22 protein-coding genes, 1 tRNA gene and 2 pseudogenes are annotated in these 26,963 nt (G+C 68.2%); 12 read left to right on the plus strand and 13 right to left on the minus strand.

Features of this window, described 5'->3' with window-relative positions:
* A pseudogene (locus M3B11_RS02265) lies at window positions 1–209 on the minus strand (hypothetical protein); the annotation flags it as partial.
* Between the two features lie 220 nt (window positions 210–429).
* On the opposite strand from M3B11_RS02265, the gene ptsP reads away from it, so the two are divergent.
* Window positions 430–2,490 carry a phosphoenolpyruvate--protein phosphotransferase gene (ptsP, locus tag M3B11_RS02270; protein ID WP_259875112.1) on the plus strand — a complete coding sequence of 687 codons (2,061 nt, stop codon included), beginning with the start codon at window positions 430–432 and terminating at the stop codon, window positions 2,488–2,490.
* A 49-nt stretch (window positions 2,491–2,539) separates the two neighbouring features.
* Here ptsP and M3B11_RS02275 read toward each other — a convergent pair whose 3' ends face one another.
* Entirely contained in the window at window positions 2,540–2,809 is a 270-nt protein-coding gene (locus tag M3B11_RS02275) for a PTS glucose/sucrose transporter subunit IIB (RefSeq protein WP_259875292.1), read from the minus strand.
* 144 nt (window positions 2,810–2,953) lie between these two features.
* Here M3B11_RS02275 and M3B11_RS02280 point away from each other — a divergent pair, with 144 nt between their 5' ends.
* Entirely contained in the window at window positions 2,954–4,324 is a 1,371-nt protein-coding gene (locus M3B11_RS02280; protein ID WP_259875114.1) for a PTS transporter subunit EIIC, read from the plus strand.
* Between the two features lie 257 nt (window positions 4,325–4,581).
* Here the strand turns inward: M3B11_RS02280 and M3B11_RS02285 are convergent.
* From M3B11_RS02285 to M3B11_RS02295, 3 genes are all read right to left on the minus strand, one after another.
* Window positions 4,582–4,654: transfer RNA gene (locus tag M3B11_RS02285), tRNA-Thr, on the minus strand.
* Between the two features lie 212 nt (window positions 4,655–4,866).
* Window positions 4,867–5,748 (minus strand): DsbA family protein, encoded by an 882-nt coding sequence (locus tag M3B11_RS02290; RefSeq protein ID WP_259875116.1) that lies wholly within the window; start codon window positions 5,746–5,748, stop codon window positions 4,867–4,869.
* A gap of 138 nt (window positions 5,749–5,886) precedes the next feature.
* The gene (locus M3B11_RS02295) at window positions 5,887–7,884 is read right to left on the minus strand and encodes a serine/threonine-protein kinase (RefSeq protein WP_259875118.1); all 1,998 of its coding nucleotides are present in this window, start codon (window positions 7,882–7,884) and stop codon (window positions 5,887–5,889) included.
* A gap of 62 nt (window positions 7,885–7,946) precedes the next feature.
* Here M3B11_RS02295 and M3B11_RS02300 point away from each other — a divergent pair, with 62 nt between their 5' ends.
* Window positions 7,947–10,370 carry a trehalose-6-phosphate synthase gene (locus tag M3B11_RS02300; RefSeq protein WP_259875120.1) on the plus strand — a complete coding sequence of 808 codons (2,424 nt, stop codon included), beginning with the start codon at window positions 7,947–7,949 and terminating at the stop codon, window positions 10,368–10,370.
* Between the two features lie 152 nt (window positions 10,371–10,522).
* On the opposite strand, the gene M3B11_RS02305 is transcribed toward M3B11_RS02300, so the two are convergent.
* Together M3B11_RS02305 and M3B11_RS02310 are read right to left on the minus strand one after the other, a co-directional pair.
* On the minus strand, window positions 10,523–11,566 hold the full coding sequence (locus M3B11_RS02305) for a LacI family DNA-binding transcriptional regulator (protein ID WP_259875122.1): 1,044 nt from the start codon (window positions 11,564–11,566) through the stop codon (window positions 10,523–10,525).
* The gene (locus tag M3B11_RS02310; RefSeq protein ID WP_259875124.1) at window positions 11,566–12,672 is read right to left on the minus strand and encodes a LacI family DNA-binding transcriptional regulator; all 1,107 of its coding nucleotides are present in this window, start codon (window positions 12,670–12,672) and stop codon (window positions 11,566–11,568) included. Before M3B11_RS02310 ends, M3B11_RS02305 begins: the two co-directional genes overlap by 1 nt.
* Before the next feature lie 152 nt (window positions 12,673–12,824).
* Here M3B11_RS02310 and M3B11_RS02315 point away from each other — a divergent pair, with 152 nt between their 5' ends.
* The 3 genes from M3B11_RS02315 (at window position 12,825) to M3B11_RS02325 (ending at window position 16,573) form a co-directional block, all read left to right on the plus strand.
* Window positions 12,825–14,195, plus strand: coding sequence for a DUF4032 domain-containing protein (locus M3B11_RS02315; RefSeq protein WP_259875126.1), 1,371 nt, complete (start codon window positions 12,825–12,827; stop codon window positions 14,193–14,195).
* The gene (locus M3B11_RS02320; protein WP_259875129.1) at window positions 14,192–14,986 is read left to right on the plus strand and encodes an SDR family NAD(P)-dependent oxidoreductase; all 795 of its coding nucleotides are present in this window, start codon (window positions 14,192–14,194) and stop codon (window positions 14,984–14,986) included. The genes M3B11_RS02315 and M3B11_RS02320 overlap by 4 nt, the downstream gene beginning before the upstream one ends.
* Window positions 14,987–15,166: 180 nt before the next feature.
* Window positions 15,167–16,573 (plus strand): MFS transporter, encoded by a 1,407-nt coding sequence (locus tag M3B11_RS02325; protein ID WP_259875131.1) that lies wholly within the window; start codon window positions 15,167–15,169, stop codon window positions 16,571–16,573.
* A gap of 127 nt (window positions 16,574–16,700) precedes the next feature.
* Here the strand turns inward: M3B11_RS02325 and rlmB are convergent, their stop codons facing one another.
* Together rlmB and cysS are read right to left on the minus strand one after the other, a co-directional pair.
* Window positions 16,701–17,633, minus strand: a complete 933-nt coding sequence (gene rlmB / locus M3B11_RS02330) for a 23S rRNA (guanosine(2251)-2'-O)-methyltransferase RlmB (protein ID WP_259875133.1) — start codon at window positions 17,631–17,633, stop codon at window positions 16,701–16,703.
* Between the two features lie 167 nt (window positions 17,634–17,800).
* Window positions 17,801–19,255, minus strand: coding sequence for a cysteine--tRNA ligase (gene cysS / locus M3B11_RS02335; RefSeq protein ID WP_259875135.1), 1,455 nt, complete (start codon window positions 19,253–19,255; stop codon window positions 17,801–17,803).
* Between the two features lie 280 nt (window positions 19,256–19,535).
* On the opposite strand from cysS, the gene M3B11_RS02340 reads away from it, so the two are divergent.
* The 5 genes and pseudogenes from M3B11_RS02340 (at window position 19,536) to M3B11_RS02360 (ending at window position 23,471) form a co-directional block, all read left to right on the plus strand.
* Entirely contained in the window at window positions 19,536–21,182 is a 1,647-nt protein-coding gene (locus tag M3B11_RS02340) for a sodium-dependent transporter (RefSeq protein WP_259875137.1), read from the plus strand.
* On the plus strand, window positions 21,179–21,301 hold the full coding sequence (locus M3B11_RS02345) for a methionine/alanine import family NSS transporter small subunit (protein ID WP_259875139.1): 123 nt from the start codon (window positions 21,179–21,181) through the stop codon (window positions 21,299–21,301). The genes M3B11_RS02340 and M3B11_RS02345 overlap by 4 nt, the downstream gene beginning before the upstream one ends.
* Window positions 21,302–21,486: 185 nt before the next feature.
* Window positions 21,487–21,642 (plus strand): hypothetical protein, encoded by a 156-nt coding sequence (locus M3B11_RS02350; protein WP_259875141.1) that lies wholly within the window; start codon window positions 21,487–21,489, stop codon window positions 21,640–21,642.
* A 46-nt stretch (window positions 21,643–21,688) separates the two neighbouring features.
* A pseudogene (locus M3B11_RS02355) lies at window positions 21,689–22,782 on the plus strand (S-(hydroxymethyl)mycothiol dehydrogenase).
* Window positions 22,779–23,471 carry an MBL fold metallo-hydrolase gene (locus M3B11_RS02360; protein WP_259875142.1) on the plus strand — a complete coding sequence of 231 codons (693 nt, stop codon included), beginning with the start codon at window positions 22,779–22,781 and terminating at the stop codon, window positions 23,469–23,471. Before M3B11_RS02355 ends, M3B11_RS02360 begins: the two are co-directional and overlap by 4 nt.
* A gap of 143 nt (window positions 23,472–23,614) precedes the next feature.
* Here M3B11_RS02360 and M3B11_RS02365 read toward each other — a convergent pair whose 3' ends face one another.
* Window positions 23,615–24,076, minus strand: coding sequence for an FABP family protein (locus M3B11_RS02365; protein WP_259875144.1), 462 nt, complete (start codon window positions 24,074–24,076; stop codon window positions 23,615–23,617).
* A 223-nt stretch (window positions 24,077–24,299) separates the two neighbouring features.
* Here M3B11_RS02365 and M3B11_RS02370 point away from each other — a divergent pair, with 223 nt between their 5' ends.
* Entirely contained in the window at window positions 24,300–24,830 is a 531-nt protein-coding gene (locus M3B11_RS02370) for a hypothetical protein (protein ID WP_259875145.1), read from the plus strand.
* A 50-nt stretch (window positions 24,831–24,880) separates the two neighbouring features.
* Here M3B11_RS02370 and ispF read toward each other — a convergent pair whose 3' ends face one another.
* The 3 genes from ispF to M3B11_RS02385 are packed head-to-tail and all read right to left on the minus strand — an operon-like array spanning window position 24,881 to window position 26,582.
* Complete coding sequence (gene ispF, locus M3B11_RS02375) at window positions 24,881–25,378, minus strand: 2-C-methyl-D-erythritol 2,4-cyclodiphosphate synthase (protein ID WP_259875147.1); 498 nt, start codon at window positions 25,376–25,378, stop codon at window positions 24,881–24,883.
* Window positions 25,375–26,106: a 2-C-methyl-D-erythritol 4-phosphate cytidylyltransferase gene (ispD, locus tag M3B11_RS02380; protein ID WP_259875293.1), complete on the minus strand. Its 732-nt coding sequence runs from the start codon at window positions 26,104–26,106 to the stop codon at window positions 25,375–25,377. Before ispD ends, ispF begins: the two co-directional genes overlap by 4 nt.
* Window positions 26,100–26,582 (minus strand): CarD family transcriptional regulator, encoded by a 483-nt coding sequence (locus M3B11_RS02385; RefSeq protein ID WP_217006329.1) that lies wholly within the window; start codon window positions 26,580–26,582, stop codon window positions 26,100–26,102. The genes ispD and M3B11_RS02385 overlap by 7 nt, the downstream gene beginning before the upstream one ends.
* Between the last annotated feature and the right edge of the window lie 381 nt (window positions 26,583–26,963).

The following is a 26,963-nucleotide window of genomic DNA, read 5'->3' on the forward strand; positions in this document are numbered from 1 at the left end:
CAGCCGATCGCCTGGGCGAGCCGGGTGACCGAGGCGTCGCTCGTCTCGGTGTGGGCGGCCAACTGACCCATCGTCATCGGCACGATGGCCTGCGGGTCGGCCAGCACTGCCCGGCCCACCTGTGCCGGGCCGCGGCTGAGGGTCGGCACGAGCGAACGCAGGCGTCCCAGCAGCGCCGCTGGGGCGGGTGGATGAGCCCGCTCCGACATTGAGGAGTTTTTCTCCACAGAATTGGACATAGACTGAAGTTTTCCACCTGACCTATGCTGTGTCAAAGGTCACAGCGCCATCCGATCGCGTCAGTTCCCGCTGCAGCGGGCTCCGCGGTCTCTGGAATGAGCGGAGCAGCCAGCAGGCGCGCACGTCAGAGGCGAGCAGAATCAGGCGCCAGAGCAGAAATCGGGCGCCAGAGCAGAAGGAGGCAGACATATGCGAGGCATCGGAGCCAGTGAGGGCTGCGCCCTCGGGCCGGTCCATCACGTCGATCGCAGTATCGTCGAACCATCGGCTGAGCAGCGGCCAACCGAATCCGATCCCGCCGCTGAAGTCACCCGCTTCACCGAGGCCACCGGCAGCGTCGCCGCAGCGTTGGAGACCGCCGCTGCCAGCGCCTCCGGGGAGGCCGCCGAGATCCTCTCGGCCACCGCCCAAATGGCCTCCGATCCGGCCCTGGCCACAGCGGCCGCCGGCCTCATCCGCGATGAGAACCTCACCGCCGAGCGCGCCGCCTGGGTGGCAGCCGGGCAGCTGCGCGAGCGGCTCGAGCGGCTCGGCGGCTACCTCGGAGAACGGGCTGCCGACGTCGCCGATGTCCGCGACCGGATCATCGCGTCCCTGCGCGGCGAGCACAGCAGCCTGGAGTCACCTGATGAACCATTCGTCCTCGTCGCCGAATCGCTCTCCCCTGCCGACACCGCTGACCTCGACACGACTCTCGTCCTAGCGCTGGTCACCGTCCAGGGCGGCCCGCAGTCCCATTCGGCGATCCTCGCCCGCGCTCTCGGCATCCCCGCCGTGGTCGGCACCGATCCCGCGATCACCGAGCTGGCAGCCGGAACCGAGGTCTTCGTCGACGGCACAGCCGGAACCATCACCACCGAGCCCGGAGACGAGGAGAAGGACCGGGCGGCACAGTGGCGGGCCAGCCGTGCCGAGACGAGCGCCTTCTCCGGTCGCGGCGCGCTCGCCTGCGGTCACCGGGTGCGGCTGATGGCCAATATCGGTTCAGCCGCCGACGCCGAGGCAGCGGCGCAGGCCGGTGCGGAGGGGATCGGGCTGCTGCGCACCGAGTTCCTCTTCCTCGACCGCGACGATGAGCCCAGTGTCGAGGAGCAGGCCGAGGCCTACGCCGCGATCTTCGCCCACTTCCCCCACCAGCCGGTCGTCATCCGCACTCTCGATGCCGGTTCGGACAAGCCGATGCCCTTCATCACCGCAGCGCGGCGCGGCGATGCCGGCAGCCAGGTGAGCGAGCCGAATCCCGCGTTGGGGATGCGCGGGTTTCGCACTCACTCCTTCGCCCCACAGGTGCTGGAGCGCCAGCTGCAGGCCATCGCCCAGGCCGCGCAGCAATCCGACGCCGAGGTGAAGGTGATGGCCCCGATGATCACGACGGCTGAGGAGGCGGCCCGGTTCGCCCAACTCGTCACCGCCGTCGGACTGCCGACCGCCGGGATCATGGTCGAGACCCCGGCAGCCGCGCTGTGCGCCAACGCGACGCTGGTGCCCGTGGCCTTCGCCTCGATCGGCACGAACGACCTGACCCAATACACATCGGCCTTCGACCGCGAGCTGCCCGACTACGGCGGACTGCAGTCCTCAGCCCACCCGGCCGTCCTCAGCCTCATCAGCGCGACCGTCCGCGGTGCAGAGCAGGCCGAGGCGCAGGCAGCCGACGGCACTCAGCGCACCGTGGGCGTGTGCGGAGAGGCTGCAGCTGACCCGCGCCTGGCCGTCATCCTCGCCGGACTCGGTGTCACGTCACTGTCGATGTCGGCCCCAGCGCTTGGCCGGGTTGCCACGCAGCTGTCCGAGGTCACGCTCGCCGAGGCTCGTGCAGCTGCCGCAGCAGCGCTTGAAGGCTCGGTCGTCACCGCACCCGCCGCCGCTTCAGACAACATCGGCGCAGACAGCAACACCGCAGACAGCAGTGCTGATGCCGAGGCTCCCGCCGCCTCGGGAGCAGAAGCACTCCACGCCCCCACCGCCTCGGGAGCGGAGGAGGCCGAGGTGCGCCGCACCATCGAGGTGACCGCGCCGACCGGTCTGCACGCCCGGCCGGCCGCCGTGCTGGCCAAGGCGCTCAAGGCACTCGACGCCCGCGTGCGGATCACACACGCCGCCAGCGGCAGCACCGCCGACGGCAGCAGCGTCATGGAGATGATGGCACTCGGCGCCGATTCCGGCGACACGATCGAGATCCACGCTACCGGCCCGGCCGCAGCCGAAGCGGTCGACGCCGTCGAGGCCGCAGCCACCGGAGACGCGTGAGCCGGCGCTGAGTTCTCAGCACCGGCTCACGGAAGGGAACAGACAGTGATCAGGGAAGCAGCTCCTTGATGTCGTCGACGAGGATGTCGGCCTCCGGGCCGACGACAACCTGGACGATCTCGCCCTGGGCGACCACGCCGAACGCGCCGGCGGCCTTGAGCGCACCCTCATCGACCTGGCTGCCGTCTCCGACCTCGACGCGCAGGCGGGTGATGCAGGCCTCGATGTCCTCGATGTTGTCTGCACCGCCGAGGCCGACGACGATCTGCTCTGCCTTATCCATCTGTGACTCCTCTGTCGTAGGTGTGGGTGCCCGAATGCGGTCCCCGCCCCGGGCATCGTGTGCTTCAGTCTACGACCGCTGACGTCACCGGCGGCGCAGCCGCGCCTCTGAGCCCAGCGGGTCGCACCACCCGCGTTTCGCCGCTCCCGGCGGGCGCTCACCTCGAAGGGAAGGACACCGATGTCTACCGAAACAGCCTCCGGCGCAGGCAAGAAGAAGCGCCAGATTCCCGGTTTCGCGCAGCTCCAGCGGGTCGGCCGCTCGCTCATGCTGCCGATCGCCGTGCTGCCTGCTGCCGCCCTGCTCATGCGCTTCGGCCAGCCCGACATGCTCGGCGCCGACGGCCTGGCGCAGTACGCCTCCTGGCTGCAGCCGGTCGCCGAGGTGTTCGCCGCCGCCGGCAGCGCCCTGTTCGACAACCTGGCGCTCATCTTCGCCGTCGGTGTGGCGATCGGATTCGCGAAGAGGGCCGATGGGTCGACGGCGCTGGCCGGGGTAGTCGGATACCTCGTCCTCACCAACGTCTTCGATGCCCTGGCACCGTACTTCGGCTCCGATGGCGGGGACGGTGAGAAGGTCATCAACTACGGCGTGCTCGCCGGCATCATCATCGGCATCATCACCGCGGTGCTCTACCAGCGCTACTACCGCATCAAGCTGCCTGACTACCTCGGGTTCTTCGGCGGTCGCCGCTTCGTGCCGATCGTCACCGCCGTGGCCGCGATGGTCACCGGCGTCATCATGGCGATCATCTACCCGATCTTCGACGCCCTCATCAACAAGGGTGTCGGCGGGTTCCTCATGGAGCACGGCTCGAACCCGGCCACCGGGTTCATCTTCGGTACCATCAACCGCTTGCTCATCCCGTTCGGCCTGCACCACCTGCTCAACAACCTGCCATGGTTCCAGCTGGGCTCGTGCAAGAACGCCGCCGGTGAGACGCTGCACGGCGACATCACCTGCTTCTACAGCGGTGTCGACGGCACAGCTGACTGGACCGGTTCGTTCATGACCGGGTTCTTCCCGATCATGATGTTCGCCCTGCCGGCTGCAGCCCTGGCGATCTACCACACCGCGCACAAGTCCCGCCGCAAGCTGGTCGGCGGCATCATGCTCTCGGTGGCCCTGACGGCTTTCGTCACCGGCATCACCGAGCCGCTGGAGTACGCGTTCGCCTACGTGGCGTTCCCGCTCTACGCCGTCCACGCTGTGCTGACCGGCACCTCGCTGGCGCTGGTGAATGCGCTCGGCATCAAATCCGGGTTCGGGTTCTCCGCCGGGGCGATCGACTATCTGCTGAATCTGGGCCGAGCCGCGGAGCTCTCCGGCGGGTTCGGCAAGGTGTTGCTGCTCATCGTCATCGGCCTGGTGTACGCCGCGATCTACTACTTCCTGTTCCGGTGGGCGATCGTGAAGTTCAACCTCCACACGCCCGGCCGTGAAGAAGATGGCGACGCCGGTGAGGGCGCGCCGTCGGTCTTCGATGAGGCACAGGAGGCCGCCGCCGAGTCCACCGGCAAGACTCGGGCGGAGAAAGAAGGCAGGCAATAGGGCCAGAACGGCTCACCCGAGCCGCTCCACTGACCTGCTGAAGAAAAGTTTGCAAAGTTATTCACGGTTCCGGCACTGAAAACCGTGAATAACTTTGCAAACTTTTTCGGCAACCGGCGGGACGAGTTCGGCAACCGGCGGGACGAGGGCAGCAGGTGATCAGCGCCTGCAGGCACCTCAGTCCGCCTCGCGTTCGCGCTGCGTCGCGACCTCCAGCCTGGCTGCCAGGCCATTGTCGCGCGTCTGGGTACGAGAAGAGCCCCCTGTCAGACTCGAACTGACGACCTTCGCTTTACAAGAGCGGTGCTCTACCAACTGAGCTAAGGAGGCGCGCTCACCGCAGTGAGCCTAAGACAGTGTAGAACATCGGCCTGCCGTCCGCCACGCACGCGCGATTCCCCGCCCCGCTCGTCTCGGCACCAGCACGTCCAGACGCACCGGCTGCGACTGACGCCCACCTCACTCCCCCGTCAAAACCAGACGCCCGCCGAATCTCACATTGTGTGACCGACGGGCGTCTTCAGAGCAGAGCGCTCAGGTGATCAGTTGCCGCCGGAGGCGCGCAGCACCTCGAGCGCGAACTTCTGCGGATCCTCTTCACTCCACGACTGCGTCTCCTGACCGTTGATGAGCACACGCGGGGTGCCGGAGAGTCCGCGGTCGTCGAACGCAGCCTGCGTCTCCTTCTCCACGGACTTCGCGAAGGCCTGCTCGGTGATGCAGCTGCGCACGTCCGAGGCGTCGGAGTCTTCGGGAGCCACGGCCGCGCTGACGTCGACGCCAGCTTCCTCAGCGATCGAGATGATCTGGTCGTCCTCCATGCCCTCAGCACCTTCCTGCGGCTGCTGGGCGAACATCGCCATGACGAAGTCCGAGTATCCCTGCACCTGGCCGGAGTCAGCGACGCAGGCTGCGGCGTTGGCAGAGCGAGTGGAGAACTTGTTGCCGCCTGAGGCGTTGTCGAGGAACGCGACCGGCGCGTACTGCAGGGCGATCTTGCCGTCCTCGACGAGCTTGTTCAGGGTTTTGCCGTGGGTGTCCTCGAAGGCTTTGCAGGCCGGGCACTGGAAGTCGAAGTAGACGGTCACCACAGCGGCGTCGGAGCCGAGCGGAGACTCGGCGATCGGGGGCGGCGGGTTCTCGCCGGGCTCCTCGATGCCGGGTGCGGTGTAGGCCTTGAGCTCGTCGCCGTCCTTGACCACGGTCATCGTGCCCTCGGCATAGTTGCGCGGGCCGGCCACCGGCTGCAGGCTCTGGAAGATGAGGAAGCCGACGACGGTGATGAAGGCGACGACGACGATGCCGACCGAGGTGAAGAGGATCGTCTTGGCCTTCTTCTCCCGCCGTGCGTCGTTCTCTGCGATCTGCCGCGCCTTCTCGCGCGCTGCCTGTCGGCGATCGGCGGCCGATGAGTTCTTCGCCATGTTTCCTCACGTGATGTCGGTCGCTGCGCAGGCTTCGGCGCAGCGGCTTACTGGTTCGAGGGTTATCTTAGATCCTCGGCCATCCTACGGGGTTCAGCCGTTCTTCAGGGCATCCGCTCCCGAGGCGGTGGCTGGGTCTCAAAGTTCGGAGGCGCGTGGGATGAGCTCGAGTGGGTTGAAGGTCAGCGGCCACCAGGTGACGCCTGCGGTGGAGAGGATGACGCTGACGGCCATGACGAACAGCAGCGCGAGTACCCCGAACATGATCCATTCGCCGGTGCGGTTGCGGGCGACCGAGGTGAGTGCAGCCCGAGAGCCGACGCGCAGGTTCGCCGCGCCCGGCCCGAACCACAGCACGAGCGCATAGGACAGCCCAGCCGCCCACAGAGTCCATTCGAAGGACCGGCCTGAGGGGATGATCCCGGCGATGTCGAGGCGCATGAGCACAGCCACGGCGACGAAGGCGACGGCTGGCAGGATCATCGAGAACAGCGAGGTGAACAGCGACCGGAACAGCGCGCCGGGCAGACTGGCGATCGAGGACCACACTGACACACCGGAGGGGCCGTCGTTGAACTGCCGCCAGTTGCGCACCTGGGCCATCGAACCGGTGGTGCGGGCGGCGACCTGCCACGCGTAGGAGGCGATGAGCATGATGATCGGTCCGAGCGCTACGAGCGTGACGGCCAGCAGATTGAGCATGAGCAACGGCCAGGCCCCGCCGAGGCGCTGCGGGCCAGGCGGGCCAGGCGGTCGCAGCTGCTGGGGCTGCCAGGGCTGCTCGGCCGGCACCGGGGCGCCGGCATGCTGGTAGCGTTCGACCTGCTGATGCGGCTGGGGCCGCGGGTCGATGCCGAGCGGGCCGTAGGCCGGCGGTGAGCCGACGGCCGCGTGCGCCGGACCCGAGGCGTGTGCCGGACCAGAAACGTGTGCTGAACCTGAACCGGCCGGCTGGCTGCCCGGTATGCGGCCGGGTTGGCTGCCGTAGGGGGCTGCTCCCCCGTAGACGCTGCCACCAGGTGTGCCAGGCGAGGGCTGGACAGGCTGCGGGCGACCGCCGGGAGCGTTGCCGTGGCGGGGAACCCCGTGCTGGTCGGGGCGGTGGCCGGCGAAGCCGCTGGCCTGGAAGCCCTCCATGCCGCCGGGCTCGCCGCCGAGCTGGTAGGCGCCACCGGGTCCGGTGCGTCCCATCGGGCCGGTCGGCGGGGCCAGTGGATCATAGGCTGCCCCGGCTGCAGCACCGGCAGCTCCTGCCGCACCGACGGCAGGCAGGTCGACCCGGGTGCCGCCAATATCGCCGCGGCCGGGTCCGGCTGCGTGGCGGGGGCTGCCGAGTGCAGGCAACTGCCCAGATTCGATGTCGACGAGGGCGTCGAGGATCATAGCCCCCGATGGCCGCCGTTCGGGTTTGGGGTCGAGGCAGGCCTGCAGCAGCGGCACGAACAGCTCCGGTGCCCCTTCGAGGTTGTGCCGCCCGGTGGCCACGCGTCCGAGCACTGCTTCGAGCGGGCCGGAGCCGTACGGGTTGCGGCCGGTGGCCGCAAACGCCATCGTCGCCGCCCAGCCCCACCAGTCGGTTTTCTCGCTGGCTTCGCGGCCGTCGGCGATCTCGGGGCTGAGATAGCCCGGGGTGCCCATGACGAGGCCGGTGGCGGTGACCTTGACCTCGTCGGCGGCCTGGGCGATACCGAAGTCGATGACCATCGGCTCACCGTCCATGATCATGACGTTGGCCGGCTTGAGGTCGCGGTGGATAACGCCGGCTTCGTGCACGGCGTTGAGCGCATCGAGCAGCGCATGGCCGAAGTGGACGAGCTCGTCTTCGGCGAACGGGCCGTTGTCGCGCACATCGTCAGACAGCGTCTGCCCATCGACGAACTCGGTGATGATGAACGGCTGGGCGGTTTCAAGTTCTGCGTCGAGGACTGCTGCGATCCGCGGATGCTTGATCCGCCTCAGTGTCCGCACCTCACGGGCGAGCCGCTTGCGGGCGGTCTCGTCGTTGGCGATGTGTGCGTGCAGCACTTTGACGGCGACCGGGTTGTTCTCAGCATCCACCCCGAGGTGGACGACGCCCATGCCGCCGGAACCGAGTTCATTCAGCAGCCGGTAGCCGCCGAGTTCCTGTACTGCCACTCAACCCAGGTTAGCTGAGGCGGTAGAGTTTCTCATGAGGATCGAGTGCTGATAGGAGTAACGTGATTCACACCTCCGCCCCGTTGGAAGCTCGTTCAACCCTGGTGGCCCCGCCGGAGGATGGGGCCGACTTCATCGTCGTGGCCAACCGGCTCCCAGTGGACCGCGATACCTCAGGTGAGACGCCGTCCTGGCGCACCTCACCTGGAGGTTTGGTCACCGGCGTCGCCCCGGTCATGCAGACCCACAAGGGCGCTTGGATCGGCTGGGCCGGAGTGGCAGATGAGGAATTCGATCCGTTCGACATCGACGGCATGCACCTCGTGCCGGTGCCGCTGAGCTCGGAGGAAGTCCGCCGCTACTACGAAGGCTTCTCCAATGCCACGCTGTGGCCGCTGTACCACGACGTCATCGTGCCCCCGGAGTTCCACCGCACGTGGTGGAACAGCTACCGGACGGTCAACCGGCGCTTCGCCGCGGCGGTGGCGCGCACGGCCTCGGAAGGGGCGACGGTGTGGGTGCACGACTACCAGCTGCAGCTGGTGCCCTATCTGCTGCGCGGCATGCGCCCGGACGTGCGCATCGGCTTCTTCAACCACATCCCGTTCCCGCCGTGGGAGATCTTTGCGCAGCTGCCGTGGCGCGCCCAGATCCTGCGCGGGCTGCTCGGCGCCGACCTCATCGGCTTCCAGCGCCCGGCCGATGCCCAGAACTTCCGCCGAGCCGTGCGGATCTGCTTGGGCCTGCCGAGTTCGGGCAACCTCGTGAAGATCCCGGCTGCGGAGGACCCGGCCAGCGAACTGGGCGATACGACGACGATCACGCGCACCGCCGAAGCCAGCGCGTTTCCGATCTCGATCGACACCGAGCATCTGGCCCAGCTCGCCCGCGATCCGCAGATCCGCGCTCGCGCCAAGGAGATCCGCGCCGAGCTCGGCAACCCGGAGACGATCCTGCTCGGTGTCGATCGGATGGACTACACCAAGGGCATCCGCCACCGGCTCAAGGCCTACGGCGAGCTGTTCAACGACGGTGTGCTCGATCCGGGCACGGTGACTCTTGTGCAGATCGCGACCCCGAGCCGTGAGCGCATCGACCAGTATCAGCAGATCCGCACCGATGTGGAGCTGGCGGTCGGCCGGATCAACGGCGAGCACTCCGGGATGGGGCATCCGGTCATCCACTACTTCCACCACTCCTACCCGCGCGATGAGATGACCGCGCTCTACATCGCCGCCGACGTCATGCTCGTGACCGCCCTGCGCGATGGCATGAATCTGGTGGCCAAGGAATACGTCGCCTGCCAGACTGACGACGACGGAGTGCTCGTGCTCTCCGAGTTCGCCGGTGCCGCCGAGCAGCTGACCCAGGCGGTGATGGTGAATCCGCATGACATCTCCGGGCTCAAGTCCCGCATCGCCGCAGCGGTGACGATGGATCCCGGTGAGAAGCGCGCCCGCATGCGGGCCATGCGCGAAAGCCTCGCCGAGGAGGACGTGCGCGCCTGGTCCGATGCCTTCCTCACCCGCCTCCAGCAGACCGACCGGGCCGGCCTGGCCGAGGCCGCAGCCCACATGCGCACCGACCAGCACCCGACCGACGCTGATGCCCAGCCGGATTCCGCACCCGGGTACTCCTCCCCGGAGGACATCGACATCACCGCACTGGCAGCGGCCGACCGGCTGCTCGTCGGCCTCGACTTCGACGGGGTCATAGCCCCGCTGGTCGACAATCCGATGGACGCCGCGCCGCTGCCGGCCTCGGCTGCCGCGGCCGCGGCGCTGGCTGCTGAGCCGAACACGGTCGTCGGCTACATCTCCGGGCGCAACCTCTCGGTGCTCAAGCAGCTGTCGAACGCACCCGAGGGTGCGATCTTCATCGGCTCGCACGGGGTGGAGAGCGATTTCAGTGCAATCGGCGGGGAGGACATCGGCGCTGCCGACGGTCGCCGCTCGGGCGGCAATCCGGCCGCAGGCACCTACGCGAGCGGGCCGAGCAATGATGAGCAGGCGCTGCTCGATGAGCTTGATGCCGCCTTCACCGACATCCGCACGCGCACCCCCGAGGAGGGCCACGGGCTGCTGCGCATCGAGCGCAAGCCGCTCGGGCGGACCTTCCACACCCGCGGATGCTCGGATAACCGCACCGCCTTCTATGCGACCGAGCTCGAGGCGCTGGCCAAGCGGCTGGGCCAGCTGCGGTTCCTCACCGGGCACGAGATGTTCGAGTTCGCGCTGCGCCACCAGACCAAGGGCAACGGGCTCGAGCGGATGATCCGCCGGACCGGTGCGACTGCCGCGCTCTACATCGGCGATGACCGCACGGATGAGGACGCCTTCAAGAAGCTGCGCACCTATCCGGAGGACTTCCCGCGCCTGTCGATCAAGGTCGGGCCCGCCGGCACCGCCGCCGAGGTGCGCCTCCAGTCCCCCGATGACGTCGCCGTGTTCCTCGGCCGGCTCGCCGCCGCCCGCGCCGGCCGCTGAGTGCAGGCCCGCGCCGAACGCTGACTGCGCCGCCCCGCCGGGCGGTTGCAGGGCGGGTCCGCGCGGGCGGTTGAAGGACAGACCCACCGGGCGGTTGCAGGACGGAGCCGGCATTGCGACGCGCAGGCGCGGCACGCTCGATGCCAGCAGGCTCAGCGCCGGCCGATGGCCCGTTCGGAGGCCCGGAGCACGAGTTCGGGGCTGACGCGGTAGTCCGGCAGCCGGGGCGTGCGCGCACTGCCGGCTCCGGGTCCAGCAGCTGCCGCACCATCGGCGCTGGCGCGCATGAGCCGTTCGAGTTCGCGCAGCGCAGCCTCAGCCAGGGCGGCCCAGTCGAAGGTCACCTGTGACATCGGCGGGTGAATCACCTCGGCGTCGGGCATGTCCCCGACCGTCAGCAGCGAGAAGTCCTGCGGCACCGCCAGGCGCAGCCGGCGGGTCGATTCGAGGAACCCGAAGGTGATCGCCGGGGCACAGCTGATCGCTGCCGAGCACTGCGCCTCCAACAGCTCATCGGCGGCCTGCGAACCGGCGAGGATCCCAGGCCCGGCGACCACAACGGGAGCCTGGTCGCGGGTGGCGGGGATGTGCAGCACATCGGCCATCGCCCGCCGAAACGCACTCACCCGGGTGGAGGCCGCCGAGTCCTCGGGCACGACGAGCCCGATGCGCCGGTGACCGAGGTGGATGAGGTGGCGGACTGCGGTGCGGATGCCCTCCCCGGAGTCGAGGACGAGCTGGGCGAAGCCTGCGTGCCGGGCGTTGGAGACGCGGATGACCGGCACCCCGTGGGCGGCGAGCCGTTGCGCCTCGGGACCGGCCGAACCGCCGCCGAGCACCACCGCGCCGGCGACGCCGAAGGACTCGAGCACCTCGGCGGCCGAGGCGAGGTCCGGGCCGGTCTGGATGCGCACGGCCACCCAGCCGAGGGCGAAGATCCGCTCGACGATCTCCAGGTAGAGGCTTTCGAACGGGTCGACGTCACCAGCGAGCGGGGCGGCGTGCACAACGGCGATGACCGTGCCGGTCCGGGCCGCCTCCTCCCCGTGCCGCACCCCGAGCGTGCCGAGCGCCACGGCGACGGCACGGCGGGCGGCTGCCGAAGTGCCGGGCTGCTCTCTGAGCACCCGGGAGACCGTGGAGACCGACAGCCCGGAGGCCGCCGCGATCTGCTTGAGCGAGATGTCCGAGCGCATCAGGTCCTCGCCGCCGCAGTCGACTGGCGGGCCAGGAGCCTCGGCCGCAGCGTCGGCGGAACCGAAGCAAGCTGCCGGCCGGGCAGGCCGAGCACGCTGCGCACCCCTGCGGCCAGCGCCTCGGCCAGCGCCTGATTGTCAAGCCGGAGCACGGTGGCCGGCGGGTTCGTGTAGCGCATCGTCGAGAAGTCGCCGAACCCCACAACGGACAGGTCGCGCGGGATCGCCAAGCGCCAGCGGCGGACGGCGGCGAAGACGCCGTGCAGCTGCAGAGCGGACTGCACGATGACAGCCGTGCAGGTGGCGTCGCGCAACTGGGTGGCTGCGGCGATGCCGCCGGAATGGGACTTCGGGACGGCAGCGATCCACTCATCGAGCCGGTCGGTGACATCGCGCATCGGATGCTCGCGCCGGAACCGGTTCTTCAGCTGCTCGGCCAGCGCACCGGAGTCGTTGCACACCAGGCCGATGCGCCGGTGGCCGAGCGCATGCAGGTGCTCGAACGCCAGGCTCATCCCACCGGACAGGTCGACCCGGGCGGCGATCCGCTCAGCATCGACAGCCCGGCCGGCCCCCGGCTCGGGGCCGGCGCTGCCCGTGCTCGAGGCGGGACCTGCGCTGCCCGTGCCCGAGGCGGGGCCGGCGCTGCCCGTGCTCGAGGCGGGGCTCACCTCGGGGCCGGCGGTCGCGGCGGGCCAGGCGGCGGTTGCCTCGGCGAAGCGGACGACCGGGACGTCGACATCGAGCGAGGTGAAGGTCGGTGTGACGACGAGGGCGGCGCCGGCGTCGATGCAGGCGCGGACCTCGGCGATGTCCTCATCGAGGAACGGAGTGGCAGCGATGATGCCGGCGTCCTGGAGCTGCCTCGACAGCGAGCGGCACACCTCGATCTGCCAGTGCTCCGGCTGGGCCGGTGCGCACACGGCCACGAGCCGGGCCGCCTGCCGATGCAGCAGGGTCGAGCGGTCGTAGCCGAGGTCCCGGACGGCGTCGAGTACCCGGGTGCGGGTCGCCTCGGCGACAGTGCCGCGGCCGCCGAGCACCCGCGAGACCGTCGTGACCGACACGCCCGCCGCCTCGGCGACATCCTCCAGCCGAACTCTCATAGCGCCAGTCTACGGCGGACGCACCGGCAGCAGCGGCGACGGCAGCGGCAGCCCGGCCTGCGTGCACGGCGGCCCGGTCAGGGGTTTCGCTACGATGGAAGCGCAGCTGCGGTCGCCGCCGCCTGGCGGCCGGCTGGCGTGCGGGAGGACACGTGAGGATCCACGCCGATCAGTTCGCTGAACTCGTCGAGGCGCTGCCGTGGGATGTGCCGCTGGCGCGGTGGAAGCCCGAGCTGCTCATCGGCCTGCCGCGCGGCATCTCCCGGCATGTGGTGCGCTTCGTCGAGTTCGAGGGCACGATCCTGGCAGTCAAGGAGACCCAGGACGCGATCGCGATGCGCGAATACGAACTGCTCACCGCGCTCGCCGATCTCGACGCGCCTGCCGTGCGGCCGCTGGGGTACGTCACCGGGCGAACCGATGCCGACGGCCAGCCGCTGCCCGGGGCGCTGCTGACCCCGCATCTGTCGTATTCGCTGCCGTTTCGCGATCTGTGCGGCAAGTCCGTGCCCCCGCAGATGGCCGACCTGCTCGTCGACGCCCTTGCTGTGCTCATCGTCAGGCTGCACCTCGTGGGGTTCTTCTGGGGTGATGTGTCGCTGTCGAACACGCTGTTCCGCCGCGATGCCGACGCGCTGGCCGCCTATCTCGTCGACGCCGAGACCGGGGAGTTGCACGACTCGCTGTCAGCCGGGCAGCGCAGCCACGACCTCGACCTCGCGCGCACAAACATCGCCGGGGAGTTCCTCGACCTGCAGGCCGGGGGCCTGGCCGACCCGGATGTCGATCCGATGGCGATGAGTAACCGGCTCAGCGAGCGCTATGACGAGCTGTGGGCCGAGCTCACCACCGTTGAGACGTTCAACATGTACGAGCGCTGGCGCGTCGACCAGCGCATCGAACGGCTCAACGAGCTCGGCTTCGACTTAGGCGAACTGACGGTCACGACCGACCTCGACGGCGTCACCACCCGCATCGAACCCAAAGTCGTGGCACCGGGGCACTTCCAGCGCCGGCTCAGGCGGCTGACCGGAATCGAGGCGGAGAAGCAGCAGGCCCGCCGGATGCTCAACGACCTCGATGTCTACCGGGCGGCGAAAGGGCTCGATGATGAGGACGAGGTGATCGTCGCCGAGCGCTGGCTGGCCGATGTCTACCGGCCGGTGCTCGAGGCGATCACCGATGAGTACAGCGGCCGGCTGGAGCCGCCGCAGGTGTTCCACGAGTTCCTCGACCACCGCGCGGAGATGGCCGAGGCCGCTGGCCGGGATGTCTCCACGCCCGAGGCGGTGGCCGCCTACCGCGATGAGAAGCTCGCCCATTACCCGCGCGAGGCCCACCTGCTCCGCGATCCGGACACCGCAGTGCTGCGCCGGCTCGCAGCGGCAGAATTAGCGCAGGCAGACCCTGACCCGGCAGAATCAGCGAAGACAGATCCTGCCCCCGCAGAGTCAGGGCACGTGCAGCCGGAGGCACCGCAACCGCCGGCTGCCGCAGATGAGACGAGAGAAGGACCTCGATGAGCGCATTCCCCCGCATTCCCGACCTGTTCGACCTGACCGGGCGCACCGCCGTCGTCGTCGGTGCCGCCTCGGGCCTGGGCCAGGCCTCGGCAGTCGGGCTGGCCGACGCCGGCGCCCACGTCGTGTGCGCTGACCTCGACCTCACCGGTGCCGAAGCGACCGCCATGATCATCGAGCAGCGCACCGGCAGTGCCGCTGCCTCCGTCGAACTCGATATCACCTCGACTGCAGCTGTCGACGCCCTCGTTGAGCGCTTCCCCGCTGCCGAGGTGCTCGTCATGACCCCGGGCATGAATGTGCGCAAGCGGATGACCGAGACGACCGATGACGAGTTCGACCGGGTCATCGACATCAACCTCAAGGGCACCTACCGGCTCATGCGCGGTTTCGGCCGTGAGATGGCCGGCCGGCAGCGCGGCTCGATCATCACATTCGCCTCCTTCCGCGCGATCGTCGTCGAACCCGGGCAGGGGATCTACGCCGCCGCCAAGGCCGGGGTCGTGCAGCTGACGAAGACGCTGGCCAGCGAGCTCGGCACCGCAGGAGTGCGGGTCAACTCGATCCTGCCCGGGCCGTTCGAGACCCCACTGACCGAGCAGATCAAATCCGATGAGGAGTGGTGGGACGCCTACGCCCAGAAGGCCGCGCTCGGGCGTTGGGGCCTGCTGCACGAGATCGCAGGACCGGTGCTGTTCCTCGCATCGGATGCCTCCAGCTACGTCACCGGGCACTCGCTGCTCGTCGACGGCGGCTGGATGGCCCAGGACGGGCGCTTCACCCCGCGCCTATGACACCTCGGGACCGGCGACTGCGACCGGTGACTATGACCCACGTCTCATTCAGTGGGACACGGGGAGCAGGGGGACGCCGGCGGCGATATACCTGACCGAAGCCACCGCGGACGGCGGGCGAGGGCAGGATCTGCACTCACTGCCGGGCCGCGCACTTCTGCCGACAAGGACCACCCGCCGATGACGATGCCCCCATCCTCCGCCCCGACCGCAGCCGGCGCCGAGCTGCGCAGGCGAACCCTGCGCAAGGTCGCCCTGCGTCTCACCCCGTTCCTCGGTCTGCTGTACTTCATCAACTACCTCGACCGGACGAACATCGGCTTCGCCGGGCCCAACGGCATGAACGAGGAGCTGGGGTTGACCCAGACGATGTTCGGTCTGGCCTCCGGTGTGTTCTTCATCGGTTACCTGCTGCTGGAGGTGCCCTCGAATCTTGCGCTGCACAAGTTCGGGGCGCGACGGTGGATCGCCCGCATCCTCGTCACCTGGGGCATCATCGCCGCGCTCATGGCGTTCGTGCCGACCGGAACGTGGCTGGGGCTCGGCGGCGAGTGGTGGCTCGTCATCCTGCGGGTGCTGCTCGGCATCGCCGAGGCGGGTTTCTTCCCCGGCATCATCCTGTACCTGACATTCTGGTTTCCCAAGCGGGAGCGGGCGAAGGCGATCTCGTTCTTCATGCTGGCCATCCCCGCCTCCTCAGTGCTGGGTGCACCGCTGTCGGCCTGGCTCATCGAACACGGCGACGGCCTGCTGTGGGGCCTGTCCGGCTGGCGCTTCATGTTCCTCATCGAGGGTCTGCCGGCGGTGCTGCTGGGCTTCATCTGCTGGTTCTTCCTCACCGACCGCCCGCACGATGCGAAGTGGCTGGCCGATGACGAACGCGCCTGGCTCAAAGCCGAGATGGACCGCGAGGAGGAGGAGACCGCGGCGACCTACCATGTGCCGCTGCGCACCTCGCTGACCAGCGGACGGGTGTGGGCGCTGGCGTTCGTGTACTTCGGCGTGGTCTACGGCCTGTATGCCATCAGCTTCTTCCTGCCGACGATCATCGGCGGATTCCAGGAGCGCTTCGGCGTCGAGTACTCGCTCATGGAGCGCGGCCTGCTCACCGCCGTGCCGTTCGCCTTCGCCGCAGTTGCCATGGTGTTCTGGGCCCGCCACGGCGACAAGACCGGCGAGCGCGTCTGGCATGTCGCCCTGCCGACCCTCGTGGCTGCCGCCGTCATCCCGGTGACCTCGTTCGTCAACTCGCCGTTCCTGGCGATGGTGTGCGTGTCGATCTTCGCCTGCGGTGTGATGTGCGCACTCGCGACCTTCTGGCCGTTGCCCACCGCGTTCCTCTCCGGTGCCGCCGCAGCTGCCGGTGTCGCCCTGGTGAACTCGATCGGCAACATGTCCGGCTTCTTCGCCCCCTACATCACCGGCTTCCTCGCCGACACGACCGGTTCGCAGTCTGCCGGCATGTGGGCGATCAGTGCAGCGATGGTCATCGCAGCGATCATCACGATCTCGCTCGGCGCGCAGCCGAAGACCGCCACCCACACGAGGGCCCCGGCGGCCGATCCGCGCAACGTCGACGCGGGCTGAGCTGGGGGCTGACCTGGTGCGGGCCGGGCGATCGTCGTTGAGTGCAGAATCCACGACACAGGATCTTGCACGCAGCGCGGTCTGGGGAAGTGGCCGACGGCTGAGCCCTAGCCCCAGCTCTAAGCCCTCAGCCCCCGGCGAGCCCCTCGGCCCGGCGGGCGCGGGCGACCTCGTAGAGACTCACGGCCGCGGCGACTCCGGCATTGAGGGACTCCATCTGCCCGGCCATCGGAATCGACACGATCTGATCGCAGATGTCGCTGATGAGCCGGGACAGCCCCTTGCCCTCGGACCCGACGACGATGCACACCGGCTCCCGGGCGAGCGCGACCTCGGGCAGCTCGACGCCGCCGCCCATATCAAGGCCCAGCACGAACACCCCCTGCTTCTTCAGCGCCTGCAGCGCGCGGGCGAGGTTGACGACCTGGGCGACCTGGATCCGCCCGGCGGCACCGGCAGCGGTCTTCCACGCCGAGGCAGTCATGCCGGCGGAACGGCGCTCGGGGATGATCACCCCGTGGCCCCCGAAGGCCGCGGTTGAGCGCACAATGGCGCCGAGGTTGCGCGGGTCGGTGATCCCGTCGAGAGCGACGAGCAGCGGCGTCTCGACAGCCTCGGCAGCAGCCTCCATGAGGTCGTCGGGGTGCGCGTACTCGTAGGCCGGCACCTGCAGGGCGATGCCCTGGTGGACGGCGCCGCCGGTGAGCCGGTCGAGATCCATCCTGCCGGCTTCGAGCATCGGGATACCGCGGTCGGCGGCCAGGGCGATCGCCTCGCGCACCCGGTCGTCGGAGTCGGCCTTGTGAGAGATGTACAGCGCCGTGGCCGGCACGGTCTCGCGCAGCGCCTCGACGACGGAGTTGCGTCCGGCGATGATGTCCGAACCGGGGTCCTTGCGCCGCCGCTTGGGCTGGGTGGCCTCTCGCCTGAGCTTGGCCTGCTTGGCCTTGTGCGCCTTGTGATAGACGCGGTCCTCGGCTTTGGGGGTCGGTCCCTTGCCAGCCAGCTTGCGGCGGCCGTGGCCACCGGTGCCCTTGGCAGGGCCCTTCTTCGTCGCCATTGCGGCTCCTTCGGTTCGTGTCGGTGGGCTGGGGTCGTGCGGCCGGCCTGTCACCCGCAGCCGGCCTGTCACCACCGCTGGTCTGTTTCTGCGGCTGGTCTGTCTCTGCGGACGGTCTGTCACGGCCGGCCAGCAGCGGCCAGGTTCGGCGCCGGCCGGCGGGCACCTCAGCCTTTGAGGCTGTAGCGGTAGCCGCCGGGGGTGTCCTCCAGCTGCACGCCGGCGCGGGTGAGCAGATCGCGGATCTCATCTGCCCGCGCATAGTCCTTGGCCTGCTTGGCGGCCAGGCGCTCAGACGCCAGCTCCTCGACGAGCACGCGCAGCCCGGTCTCAGCAGCGCTGTCCGCGCCCGAGGTGGCAGTCCAGTTGGCAGCCAGCGGGTTGACGCCGAGCACATCGAGCATGAGCTCGAGTTCGGCCACCGTACGGCTCAGCGCCCCTCGGTCGGGGTCCCCGGACTCCAGCAGCCGGTAGCCCTCGCCGACGGCGCTGAACGCGACTGAAAGCGCCTTGGGCACCGACAGGTCGTCGTCCATCGCGGCGGCGAAGTCAGCGGGCACATCGACGGCGCGACGGCGATAGCCGTCCTCCACCTCGGGAGCCAGCGGAGCGTCTTCGCCGAGGATCTCTCGGGCGCGGGTGAGGAAGTTCTCGAAGCGCTCGAGCGCATTCTCCTGCGTGGCGACCAGTTCTTCGGAGAACTCGAGCACTGAACGGTAGTGCGCGGTCGAGAGCGCATAGCGCACTGCCAGCGGATTGGAGGCGGCGAAGAGCTCGTGGGCGAAGACGGAGTTGCCCAGAGACTTCGACATCTTGTCCCCGCCGACGTTGAGCAGTCCGGAGTGCATCCAGATCCGGGCGAAAGGATCGCCGGCGGCATTCGATTGCGCGCGCTCGTTCTCATGGTGGGGGAAACGCAGGTCGAGCCCGCCGCCGTGAATGTCGAACTCCGCGCCGAGGTACTTCGTCGACATCGCCGAGCACTCGATGTGCCAGCCCGGCCGGCCGCGCCCCCACGGCGACGGCCACGAGGCGGTGAGCGGATCACCGTCCTTGTGCGCCTTCCACAGCGCGAAGTCCCGCGGGTCCTTCTTGCCGCGCAGCGGGGCGTCATCGGCTGCGGTCATGTCGTCGAGCTGCTGGTTCGTCAGCGAACCGTAGTCCGGCCAGGACCGCGCATCGAAGTAGACATCAGCGGAGCCGTCGAGGGCCGGATAGGCGTGGCCGGCTGCGATGAGGCGGTCGATGAGCTCGATCATCTCCGTCATGTGCCCGGTGGCCAGCGGCTCATAGGTCGGGCGCAGCACGCCGAGGGCGTCGTGTGCGGCCGTGAATTCCTGGAAGTAGTGGTAGGCGTGGGCCCACCACGGGCGGGATTCCTCGACCGACTTCGCCAGGATCTTGTCGTCGATGTCGGTGACATTGCGCACAAATGTGACGTCAAAACCGCGGTAGAGCAGCCACCGACGCAGCTGATCGAACACGACGGCGGTGCGCATGTGGCCGATGTGCGGCGAACCCTGCACGGTGGCCCCGCAGACGTAGAGCCCGGCATGCCCGTCGGTGACGGGGGTGAAGGGTTCGAGACGGCGCGTGGCGGTGTTGAAAAGCTTTATAGTCACAGCTCCAGTCTAGCCAGGCGCGCGGGTCTGCGGCGATGCGCTCTCAGATACCCCCGACGCGGCGGTGACCGACGCGTATAACTTTTCGAGCTCAACTCGCAGTGCCCGCCATCTGAGAAGTGACAATCCCCGCCCACCGAGTTAGCTTTAGTGTGAGTTCGATCTCAGCTGTGAATTTCGTGAGCATCCTCGCGGAATCCTGGACTGCGAGGGCCGGGTCTGCTTCAGCCTGCTGGACACAGCGCAGTGTCTGTCCTCGCTCACCACCAGAAAGGACACCATGTCGAATAAGTCGCTACAGCGCGAGGTATTCCCGACCCGGATGGCTTTCATCCTGGCCGCCGTCGGCTCTGCCATCGGCCTGGGAAACATCTGGCGCTTCCCATACGTCGCGTTCGAAAGCGGCGGCGGCGCCTTCCTCATCCCGTATCTCATCGCACTGCTGACAGCAGGCATCCCGATCCTGTTCTTCGACTATGTGCTCGGACATCGTTCGCGGTCTTCGGCTCCGATGTCGTTCCGCGTCATCTCGAAGAAGTTCGAGCCGCTGGGCTGGTTCCAGACCGGCGTCGCCACGGTCATCGCGATCTACTACGCGGTCATCATCGGGTGGGCACTGAGCTACACCATGTTCTCCGTGACCGAGGCCTGGGGCGATGACGCCGGCACGTTCTTCGAGGCCACCTATCTGCATGCCGGTGAGCTCTCGCTGGGCAGCGCCTTCAGCTTCGTGCCCGGTGTGCTCATCCCGCTCATCATCGTGTGGGTCGTGGTGCTGGGCATCCTGTTCCTCGGTGTGCAGGGCGGCATCGCCCGGTTCTCGAAGATCTTCATCCCGGTTCTCGTCGTGCTGTTCCTCGCACTGGTCATCCGCTCGCTGTTCCTGCCCGGCGCCGTTGACGGCCTCAACGCCCTCTTCACCCCGGACTTCGCAGCACTGGCGGATCCGCAGGTGTGGGTCGCCGCCTACGGTCAGATCTTCTTCTCGCTGTCGATCGGCTTCGGCATCATGATCACCTACGCCGCCTATCTGCGCCGGCGGACGAACCTCACCGGTTCCGGCCTTGTCGTGGCGTTTTCGAACTCCAGCTTCGAGATCCTCGCCGGCGTCGGTGTCTTCGCGGCCCTCGGCTTCATGGCCCACTCTGCCGGCACCGGCGTCGAGGACGTCGCCGCCGGCGGTGTCGGACTGGCATTCGTCGGCTTCCCGACGCTCATCTCGCAGATGCCGGGAGGGGCATTGTTCGGCGTGCTGTTCTTCCTCAGCCTGGTGTTCGCCGGCCTGTCCTCGCTCATCTCGATCATCCAGGTGCCGATCCAGGCAGTGGCGGAGAAGCTGGGCATCTCCAACCGCGCCTCGCTCGGCATCGTCGGCGGCGGCATGGCAGTCGTCTCCCTGCTGTCGATGCCGACGGCCACCGGCCTGACCGTGCTCGATGTCGTCGACGCCTTCGCCAACAACATCGGCATCGTCGGCGGCGCGCTGCTGTCGATCATCCTGGTCGTCTGGGCCAAGCGCGCCACCCCGCTGCTGCGCGATCACCTCAATGCGATCTCGTCGTTCCGCATCGGCACGGTGTGGACCGTCTGCCTGGCCGTCATCACCCCGATCGTGCTCGGCTTCATGCTGATCTCGCAGATCATCGCCTTCATCACCGAGGGCTATACCGGCACCTCGGCCGATGCGATCGGCTGGATCGTGCTGGCGGTGCTCGCAGTGGCAGCCGCGGTGTTCACATTCATCCCGTGGCCGAAGGCCTCGCTGGACTTCACCGCACGGGCCGTCGAGGCCAACGACGCCGACACCAAGAAGTATCCGGAGCTCTACACTCCGGCGCGGATGACCGGACACGACGACACCCCCGGCGCCGCCGGCACCACTGACCCGCAGGCGGCCGAGCGCCGCACGGAAGGAGACAACCGATGACACCGGAAGCACTCATCATGATGATCCTGGCGCTGGTCATCGTCTGGGGTGGACTCGTCGCCTCGCTCGTCCATCTCAAGGCACACCCCGACGAGGGCGGCACCGACGACATCATCTGATCGGCTGAATCCGCCGCTCGCCTGCCGCGCTCGGCCCGCCTGAGAGCACGCGGCCAGCGCAACCGCGCTCGAGGCGCCGGGAACCCGCCGCGGTTCCCGGCGCCTCAGCGGTGGTCGGGCCCGTCCCGTGGCGCAGGCTGAGAGCCGGTCGCGCACGACGGGAGCCCGCACGGGAGCCCGACGCCATGGGAGGCGGGCTTCTGCTCCACGCCGCCGAAGGCGGGTTCCTGCCCAGTGAGTTGGAAGGCGGGTTCCTGCCCAACGCCGCGGAAGGCGCGTTCCTGCTCGGTGAGAATGCGACCGGCTTTTCCTGCACCCGCGACAGGGGTTTCGTAGACTGACACATGTACGCATGTGCACCTGCTGATCTCTGCTGAAGGAGGATCCATGCCCACAACCGTCAAGGGCATCGTTGCCACGGCCAAAGGCGAACCGGTCGAGCTGACTGACATCGTCATTCCCGATCCCGGGCCCGGAGAGGTCATCGTCGACGTGAAGTCCTGCGGTGTGTGCCACACCGACTTCCACTACCGCGAAGGCGGGATCGGCGATGACTTCCCGTATCTGCTCGGCCACGAGTCCGCCGGCATCGTCGCCGAGATCGGCGAAGGCGTCACCAATGTCGATGTCGGCGATTTCGTCATCCTCAACTGGCGTGCGATCTGCGGCGAGTGCCGGGCCTGCAAACGCGGCGAGCCGTGGTACTGCTTCGACACCCACAACGCCACCCAGAAGATGACCCTGACCGACGGCACCGAACTCGAGGCGGCGTTGGGAATCGGGTCGTTTGCCGAGAAGACGCTTGTGGCCGCCGGCCAGTGCACGAAGGTCGATGAGGCCGATCCGGCTGTCGTCGGACTGCTCGGCTGCGGCATCATGGCCGGCATCGGCGCGGCCATCAACACCGGCGAGGTCACCCGCGGCGACTCGGTGGCCGTCATCGGCTGCGGCGGCGTCGGCTCGGCTGCCGTCGCAGGCGCCCACCTGGCTGGAGCCAGTCCGATCATCGCCGTCGACTTCGATGAGCGCAAGCTCGATGCCGCACGTGAGCTCGGCGCGACCGACACGATCTGCTCGAAGGGCATGAGCGAAGACGAACTCGTCGCAGCTGTCCAGGAGCTGACCGGCGGATTCGGCGCCGATGTCGTCATCGACGCCGTCGGCCGTCCTGAGACCTGGCGGCAGGCCTTCTACGCCCGCGTCTGGCCGGCACCGTCGTGCTCGTCGGCGTGCCGACCCCGGAGATGGAGCTGAACGTCCCGCTGCTCGACGTGTTCGGCCGCGGCGGCAAGCTCAAGTCCTCCTGGTACGGCGACTGCCTGCCCGAACGCGACTTCCCGATGCTCACCGAGCTGTACAAGCAGGGCCGCCTGCCGCTGGAGAAGTTCGTCTCAGAACGGATCACCGTTGACCAGGTCGAGGAAGCCTTTGACAAGATGGGCCGAGGAGAAGTCCTTCGATCGGTAGTGGAGTTTTCATGAGCGCACGCATTGATCACATCGAGACATCCGGCACGTTCTCGCTTGACGGGGGCACCTGGGATGTCGACAACAATGTCTGGATCGTCGGCGACGACTCCGAGGTCGTCGTCATCGACCCGGCCCACTCGCCAGAGCAGGTCGCCGAGGCCGTCGGTGACCGGAAAGTCAAGGCGATCCTGCTGACCCACGGCCACGACGACCACATCCGCGCGGTCGCTGAGACGCAGAAGCTGCTGGGCAGCCCGCCGGTCCACCTCAACCCCGAGGACATGGTGCTGTGGGAGATGGTCTATCCGGATCGCAAGCCGGAGGAGCAGCTGGCCGATGGCGAGACGATCACCGTCGGCGGTGCGACCCTGACGGCGATCCACACGCCGGGGCACTCGCCTGGGTCGACGTGTTTCTATATTGCTGATGGAGTCGCCGTTCCCGAGGTGGCCGCGGAGGCCGCGGAGAAGGTCGGGGCGGGTGCGACGAACCCGCTCCTGATCTCCGGTGACACCCTGTTCCAGGGCGGACCGGGCGCGACGGGTCGGTCGTATTCGAGCTTCGAGACGATCATCGACTCGATCTCAACCCGGCTGTTCCAGCTGCCGGCCGAGACGGTCGTGCTCACCGGTCACGGGCCGGCTACGGCGATCGGGCTGGAGAAGCCGCATCTGCAGGAGTGGATCGACCGTGGCGAGTGAGCCGCTGACCGGACCGCTGAGATTCTGACAGACCGGCGGGGAGAGCGCAGCAGCGTTCTCCCCGCCGATTCTGTGTCTGGATCCACCGCCGGCGTCCGCGCGGGGGGACATCGGTCACGACGCCCCGCGGGGAGGTCGTTGGCTCAGGGGTTGCGCATGAGCTGGGCTGTGAGATGCCGTTTCATCTCACAGCCCACGGCGGCCATCGAGAAGTTCATTGTCAGGTCGTTGCCTGCGAAGACGAAGCGCCGTTTGGTCATCTCGACGTTCTTGGCCGTCGAGGTGTTGAGCACTCGGCCTGTGAGCTGCAGGACGATGCGCTCGTCGGTCAGATCGATGTGACCTTCGAGCAGTTCGGCCTGGCCGGTCGGCTGGGCGATGGTGAATTCCGCCCAGTCGCCGACCAGCCGCAGGTACCCGGTCTCGACGTGCATCGGCGTGCCGTCAGGTGACCAGGTGCGCTGGGAGTAGGCTAGGAAAGGCTTGCCGACGTCCCCGAACTCCGTCTCCTCCCGGTATTCGAAGTCGTCGATCGTCGGGTATTCGCCGAAGCCGCTGCCGCTCCAGGTGCCGGCGATCCGTTCGAAGGCGGGGTGTGAGGTCATATCAGAATCGTATCTGCGGTCTTGCCCGGCCGGTAGACCGAGGTGCCGGGAGCCCCGGTCTGGGTCCCGGTTTCGGGCATGTGGCGCGGATGGATCCGACCCGCCCGATGGGAAGCAATCGGGTCGTGAAACCGTTGTACCTGACAGCTGCTGTTCATCGTCCCAGCGGCTCCGTCCCCACCGGCGGTGTGCGAGCACCGCTTCGATCGCTAGGAGTGATTCCGTGAGCACCCCGCAGACCCCGCTCAGCCGCAATGAGCAGATGTGGGTCACCGAACGCGTCAACGCCCCCGGCTGGGGTGTGTTCTACGGAATCGTCGCGATCGTCTTGGGCATTGTGCTGGCGATCTCGTCCTGGATGGCCGACATCAGCCAGGTTGCGCTCATCATCTGCCTCATCGCGTGCGCCCTCATCACCGGCCTCGGCGTGTGGATCGCCCTGCGCGCAGCCACCCGGATCACGCCGCTGCAGCGGTTGCGCAAGGGACGCGAACCCGATCACGTCGATGCCGTCGAGATCGTCTCGATCTCCGACCTTCGCGGCATCGTGCTGCGCTACGCCAACGGCGGAGAGGTCACTCTGCGCGGTCCGGCCCCGACCCCGGCCGAGGGAAAGGACACTGTGCCGGTCAGCATCGGTGAGACGGTCAAGCTGAACTCGTGGGTGCCGGCCAACAGCAGTGCCCCGATGATCGGCCGCGTCGACTTCAGCGATGGCGCCCGGGCGATCGGCGAGCTCGAAGAACCCCTCTGAGCGCAGAGCCCCTCTGAGCATCGAGCCGCCCCACCTGCACAGCGGCGGGTTCAGCTGCGCTTGACAACGATGGCGGTCGCGATCGCCGCGACCCCCTCGCCGCGGCCGGTGAGGCCGAGCCCATCGCTCGTCGTGCCGGAGACCGCGACCGGAGCACCGACAGCAGCTGAGAGAACCTGCTGCGCCTCGTCGCGGCGGCTGCCGATCTTAGGCCGGCTGCAGATCGCCTGCACGGCGATGTTGCCGATGGCGAATCCTGCCGCCCGCACGAGCCGGGCGGCCTCCGTCAGGAGCTCCGCTCCCGAGGCGCCGGCGAGTTCCGGACGGTCGACGCCGAAGTGCGCGCCCAGGTCACCGATCCCGGCGGCGGTGAAGAGGGCATCGCAGCAGGCGTGCGCGACAGCATCGGAATCGGAGTGGCCCTCAAGCCCGGTCTCACCCTCCCACAGGAGGCCGGCCAGCCACATCGGCCGGTCGGGATCTTCCGAGTAGGCATGGACGTCGGTGCCGATGCCCACGCGCGGCAGGATAGGGGCGTGCTCGCTCATCGTGTCTGCCCTCCAGCAGTCGCGTCGTCCAGCAGCAGTTCGGCGATGCGCATGTCGAGCGGGTGGGTGATCTTCAGCGCCCGCTCATCGCCGGCAACAGCACGCACCTCGTGGCCGAGGCGCTCGGCGAGCATCGCATCGTCGGTCGCGGTGATCGGGTCGTGGGCCTGCAGCGCGTGGGCCTCTTCGAGTACCTCAACGGCGAATCCCTGCGGAGTCTGCACTCGCCGCAGCTGCTCGCGGTCGACGTTGCCGATGACGCGTTCGCCACCGGCGGCCGCGCATGGGCTTCGCAGCGTCTCGACGCGCTTGATCGTATCGGTCACCGGCATCACCGGCACGACGGCCGGGGCACCTGCGGCCAGGGCATCGCAGACCCGGGTGAAAACGGCAGCCGGTGTCAGGCAGCGGGCGGCGTCGTGGACGAGCACGGCGTCGATGCCGGGGCCGGACTGCTGGGCTGCCGCCAGGGCCTGCCGCACGCTGGCGACGCGATCAGCGCCGCCTGCCACCACCTCGGCGGCGGTGCCGAGGATCTCACGTGCCGCAACGAGGAACGCCTCGGGAACGGCGACCACGATGTGATCGGCGACTCCCGAGGCGAGTGCACCGCGAACGCAGTGCTCAAGCAGGGTCGTTCCGGCCAGTTCGGCGAACGCCTTGGGAATGCCGGCTCCCAGGCGGGTGCCCGAGCCAGCGGCCGGAATGACGATGCAGGTTCTTATGATGCGAGGACCTCGTCGAGCAGGGCCTCGGCTTCTTCCTCTTCCTTCTTCTCAGCCAGGGCGAGCTCGGAGACGAGCACCTGGCGGGCCTTGGCGAGCATGCGCTTCTCGCCGGTGGAGAGCCCACGGTCCTGCTCGCGGCGCCACAGATCGCGGACGACTTCAGCTACCTTGATGACGTCGCCGGACTGGAACTTCTCGAGATTTGCTTTGTAGCGGCGGGACCAGTTGGAGGGCTCTTCCGAAATGTCAGCCCGGAGCACCTGGAAGACCTTCTCCAGCCCCTCTTCACCGACCACATCGCGCACGCCGACGAGATCGCAGTTCTCGGCTGGCACTTCGATGGTCAGATCGCCGTGGGATACCTGAAGCTTCAGATAGAGCTTGTCTTCACCCTTGATCGCCCGAGTCTTGATCTCCTGGATTGTGGCTGCTCCGTGGTGCGGATAAACAACTGTGTCGCCGACCTGAAAACTCATGTTCTTCATTTTCCCCTTTCGCGGACTTCCAGTTTACCACGAACACGCCGTTTCAGACGGTGTGCCGGGGGCGCAATCGTGCTAGGGTGCACGCCTTGCATCGCCCGGATCCAGACGGTACGCGGGCGCGCCTCGGCACACCGGGCCGCAGGCGGCGGGACCGATCGGCCCCTTGCCTGGTCGGCTGCTGGGTCGTCGGCCTGGTCGGCTACCTGATCGGCTGCCCGGCCGTCTGCCTGGTCGGCGTCCACCAGCCCCGTCACCGAGGTGGTGGCCGGCATCCCGTGCGCGACCGCCTCGGGACCGGGGCTGGGATGGGGATTCCGGCGGCGGGTGAGTTCTACGTGCGGTCAAAAAACAGGTAGGATATCCAGTGATTCT

It is taken from the genome of Brevibacterium sp. p3-SID960 (assembly GCF_025144725.1).
Lineage (GTDB): Bacteria > Actinomycetota > Actinomycetes > Actinomycetales > Brevibacteriaceae > Brevibacterium.

Bases quoted from the DNA above. Each gene is read 5' to 3' on its own strand.
- ptsP (WP_259875112.1), top strand. From the start codon at position 430: ATGCGAGGCATCGGAGCCAGTGAGGGCTGCGCCCTCGGGCCGGTCCAT.
- M3B11_RS02280 (WP_259875114.1), top strand. From the start codon at position 2,954: ATGTCTACCGAAACAGCCTCCGGCGCAGGCAAGAAGAAGCGCCAGATT.
- M3B11_RS02290 (WP_259875116.1), bottom strand. From the start codon at position 5,748: ATGGCGAAGAACTCATCGGCCGCCGATCGCCGACAGGCAGCGCGCGAG.
- M3B11_RS02305 (WP_259875122.1), bottom strand. From the start codon at position 11,566: ATGCGCTCGGACATCTCGCTCAAGCAGATCGCGGCGGCCTCCGGGCTG.
- M3B11_RS02310 (WP_259875124.1), bottom strand. From the start codon at position 12,672: ATGAGAGTTCGGCTGGAGGATGTCGCCGAGGCGGCGGGCGTGTCGGTC.
- M3B11_RS02320 (WP_259875129.1), top strand. From the start codon at position 14,192: ATGAGCGCATTCCCCCGCATTCCCGACCTGTTCGACCTGACCGGGCGC.
- M3B11_RS02325 (WP_259875131.1), top strand. From the start codon at position 15,167: ATGACGATGCCCCCATCCTCCGCCCCGACCGCAGCCGGCGCCGAGCTG.
- rlmB (WP_259875133.1), bottom strand. From the start codon at position 17,633: ATGGCGACGAAGAAGGGCCCTGCCAAGGGCACCGGTGGCCACGGCCGC.
- M3B11_RS02340 (WP_259875137.1), top strand. From the start codon at position 19,536: ATGTCGAATAAGTCGCTACAGCGCGAGGTATTCCCGACCCGGATGGCT.
- M3B11_RS02345 (WP_259875139.1), top strand. From the start codon at position 21,179: ATGACACCGGAAGCACTCATCATGATGATCCTGGCGCTGGTCATCGTC.
- M3B11_RS02350 (WP_259875141.1), top strand. From the start codon at position 21,487: ATGGGAGGCGGGCTTCTGCTCCACGCCGCCGAAGGCGGGTTCCTGCCC.
- M3B11_RS02360 (WP_259875142.1), top strand. From the start codon at position 22,779: ATGAGCGCACGCATTGATCACATCGAGACATCCGGCACGTTCTCGCTT.
- M3B11_RS02365 (WP_259875144.1), bottom strand. From the start codon at position 24,076: ATGACCTCACACCCCGCCTTCGAACGGATCGCCGGCACCTGGAGCGGC.
- ispF (WP_259875147.1), bottom strand. From the start codon at position 25,378: ATGAGCGAGCACGCCCCTATCCTGCCGCGCGTGGGCATCGGCACCGAC.
- M3B11_RS02385 (WP_217006329.1), bottom strand. From the start codon at position 26,582: ATGAGTTTTCAGGTCGGCGACACAGTTGTTTATCCGCACCACGGAGCA.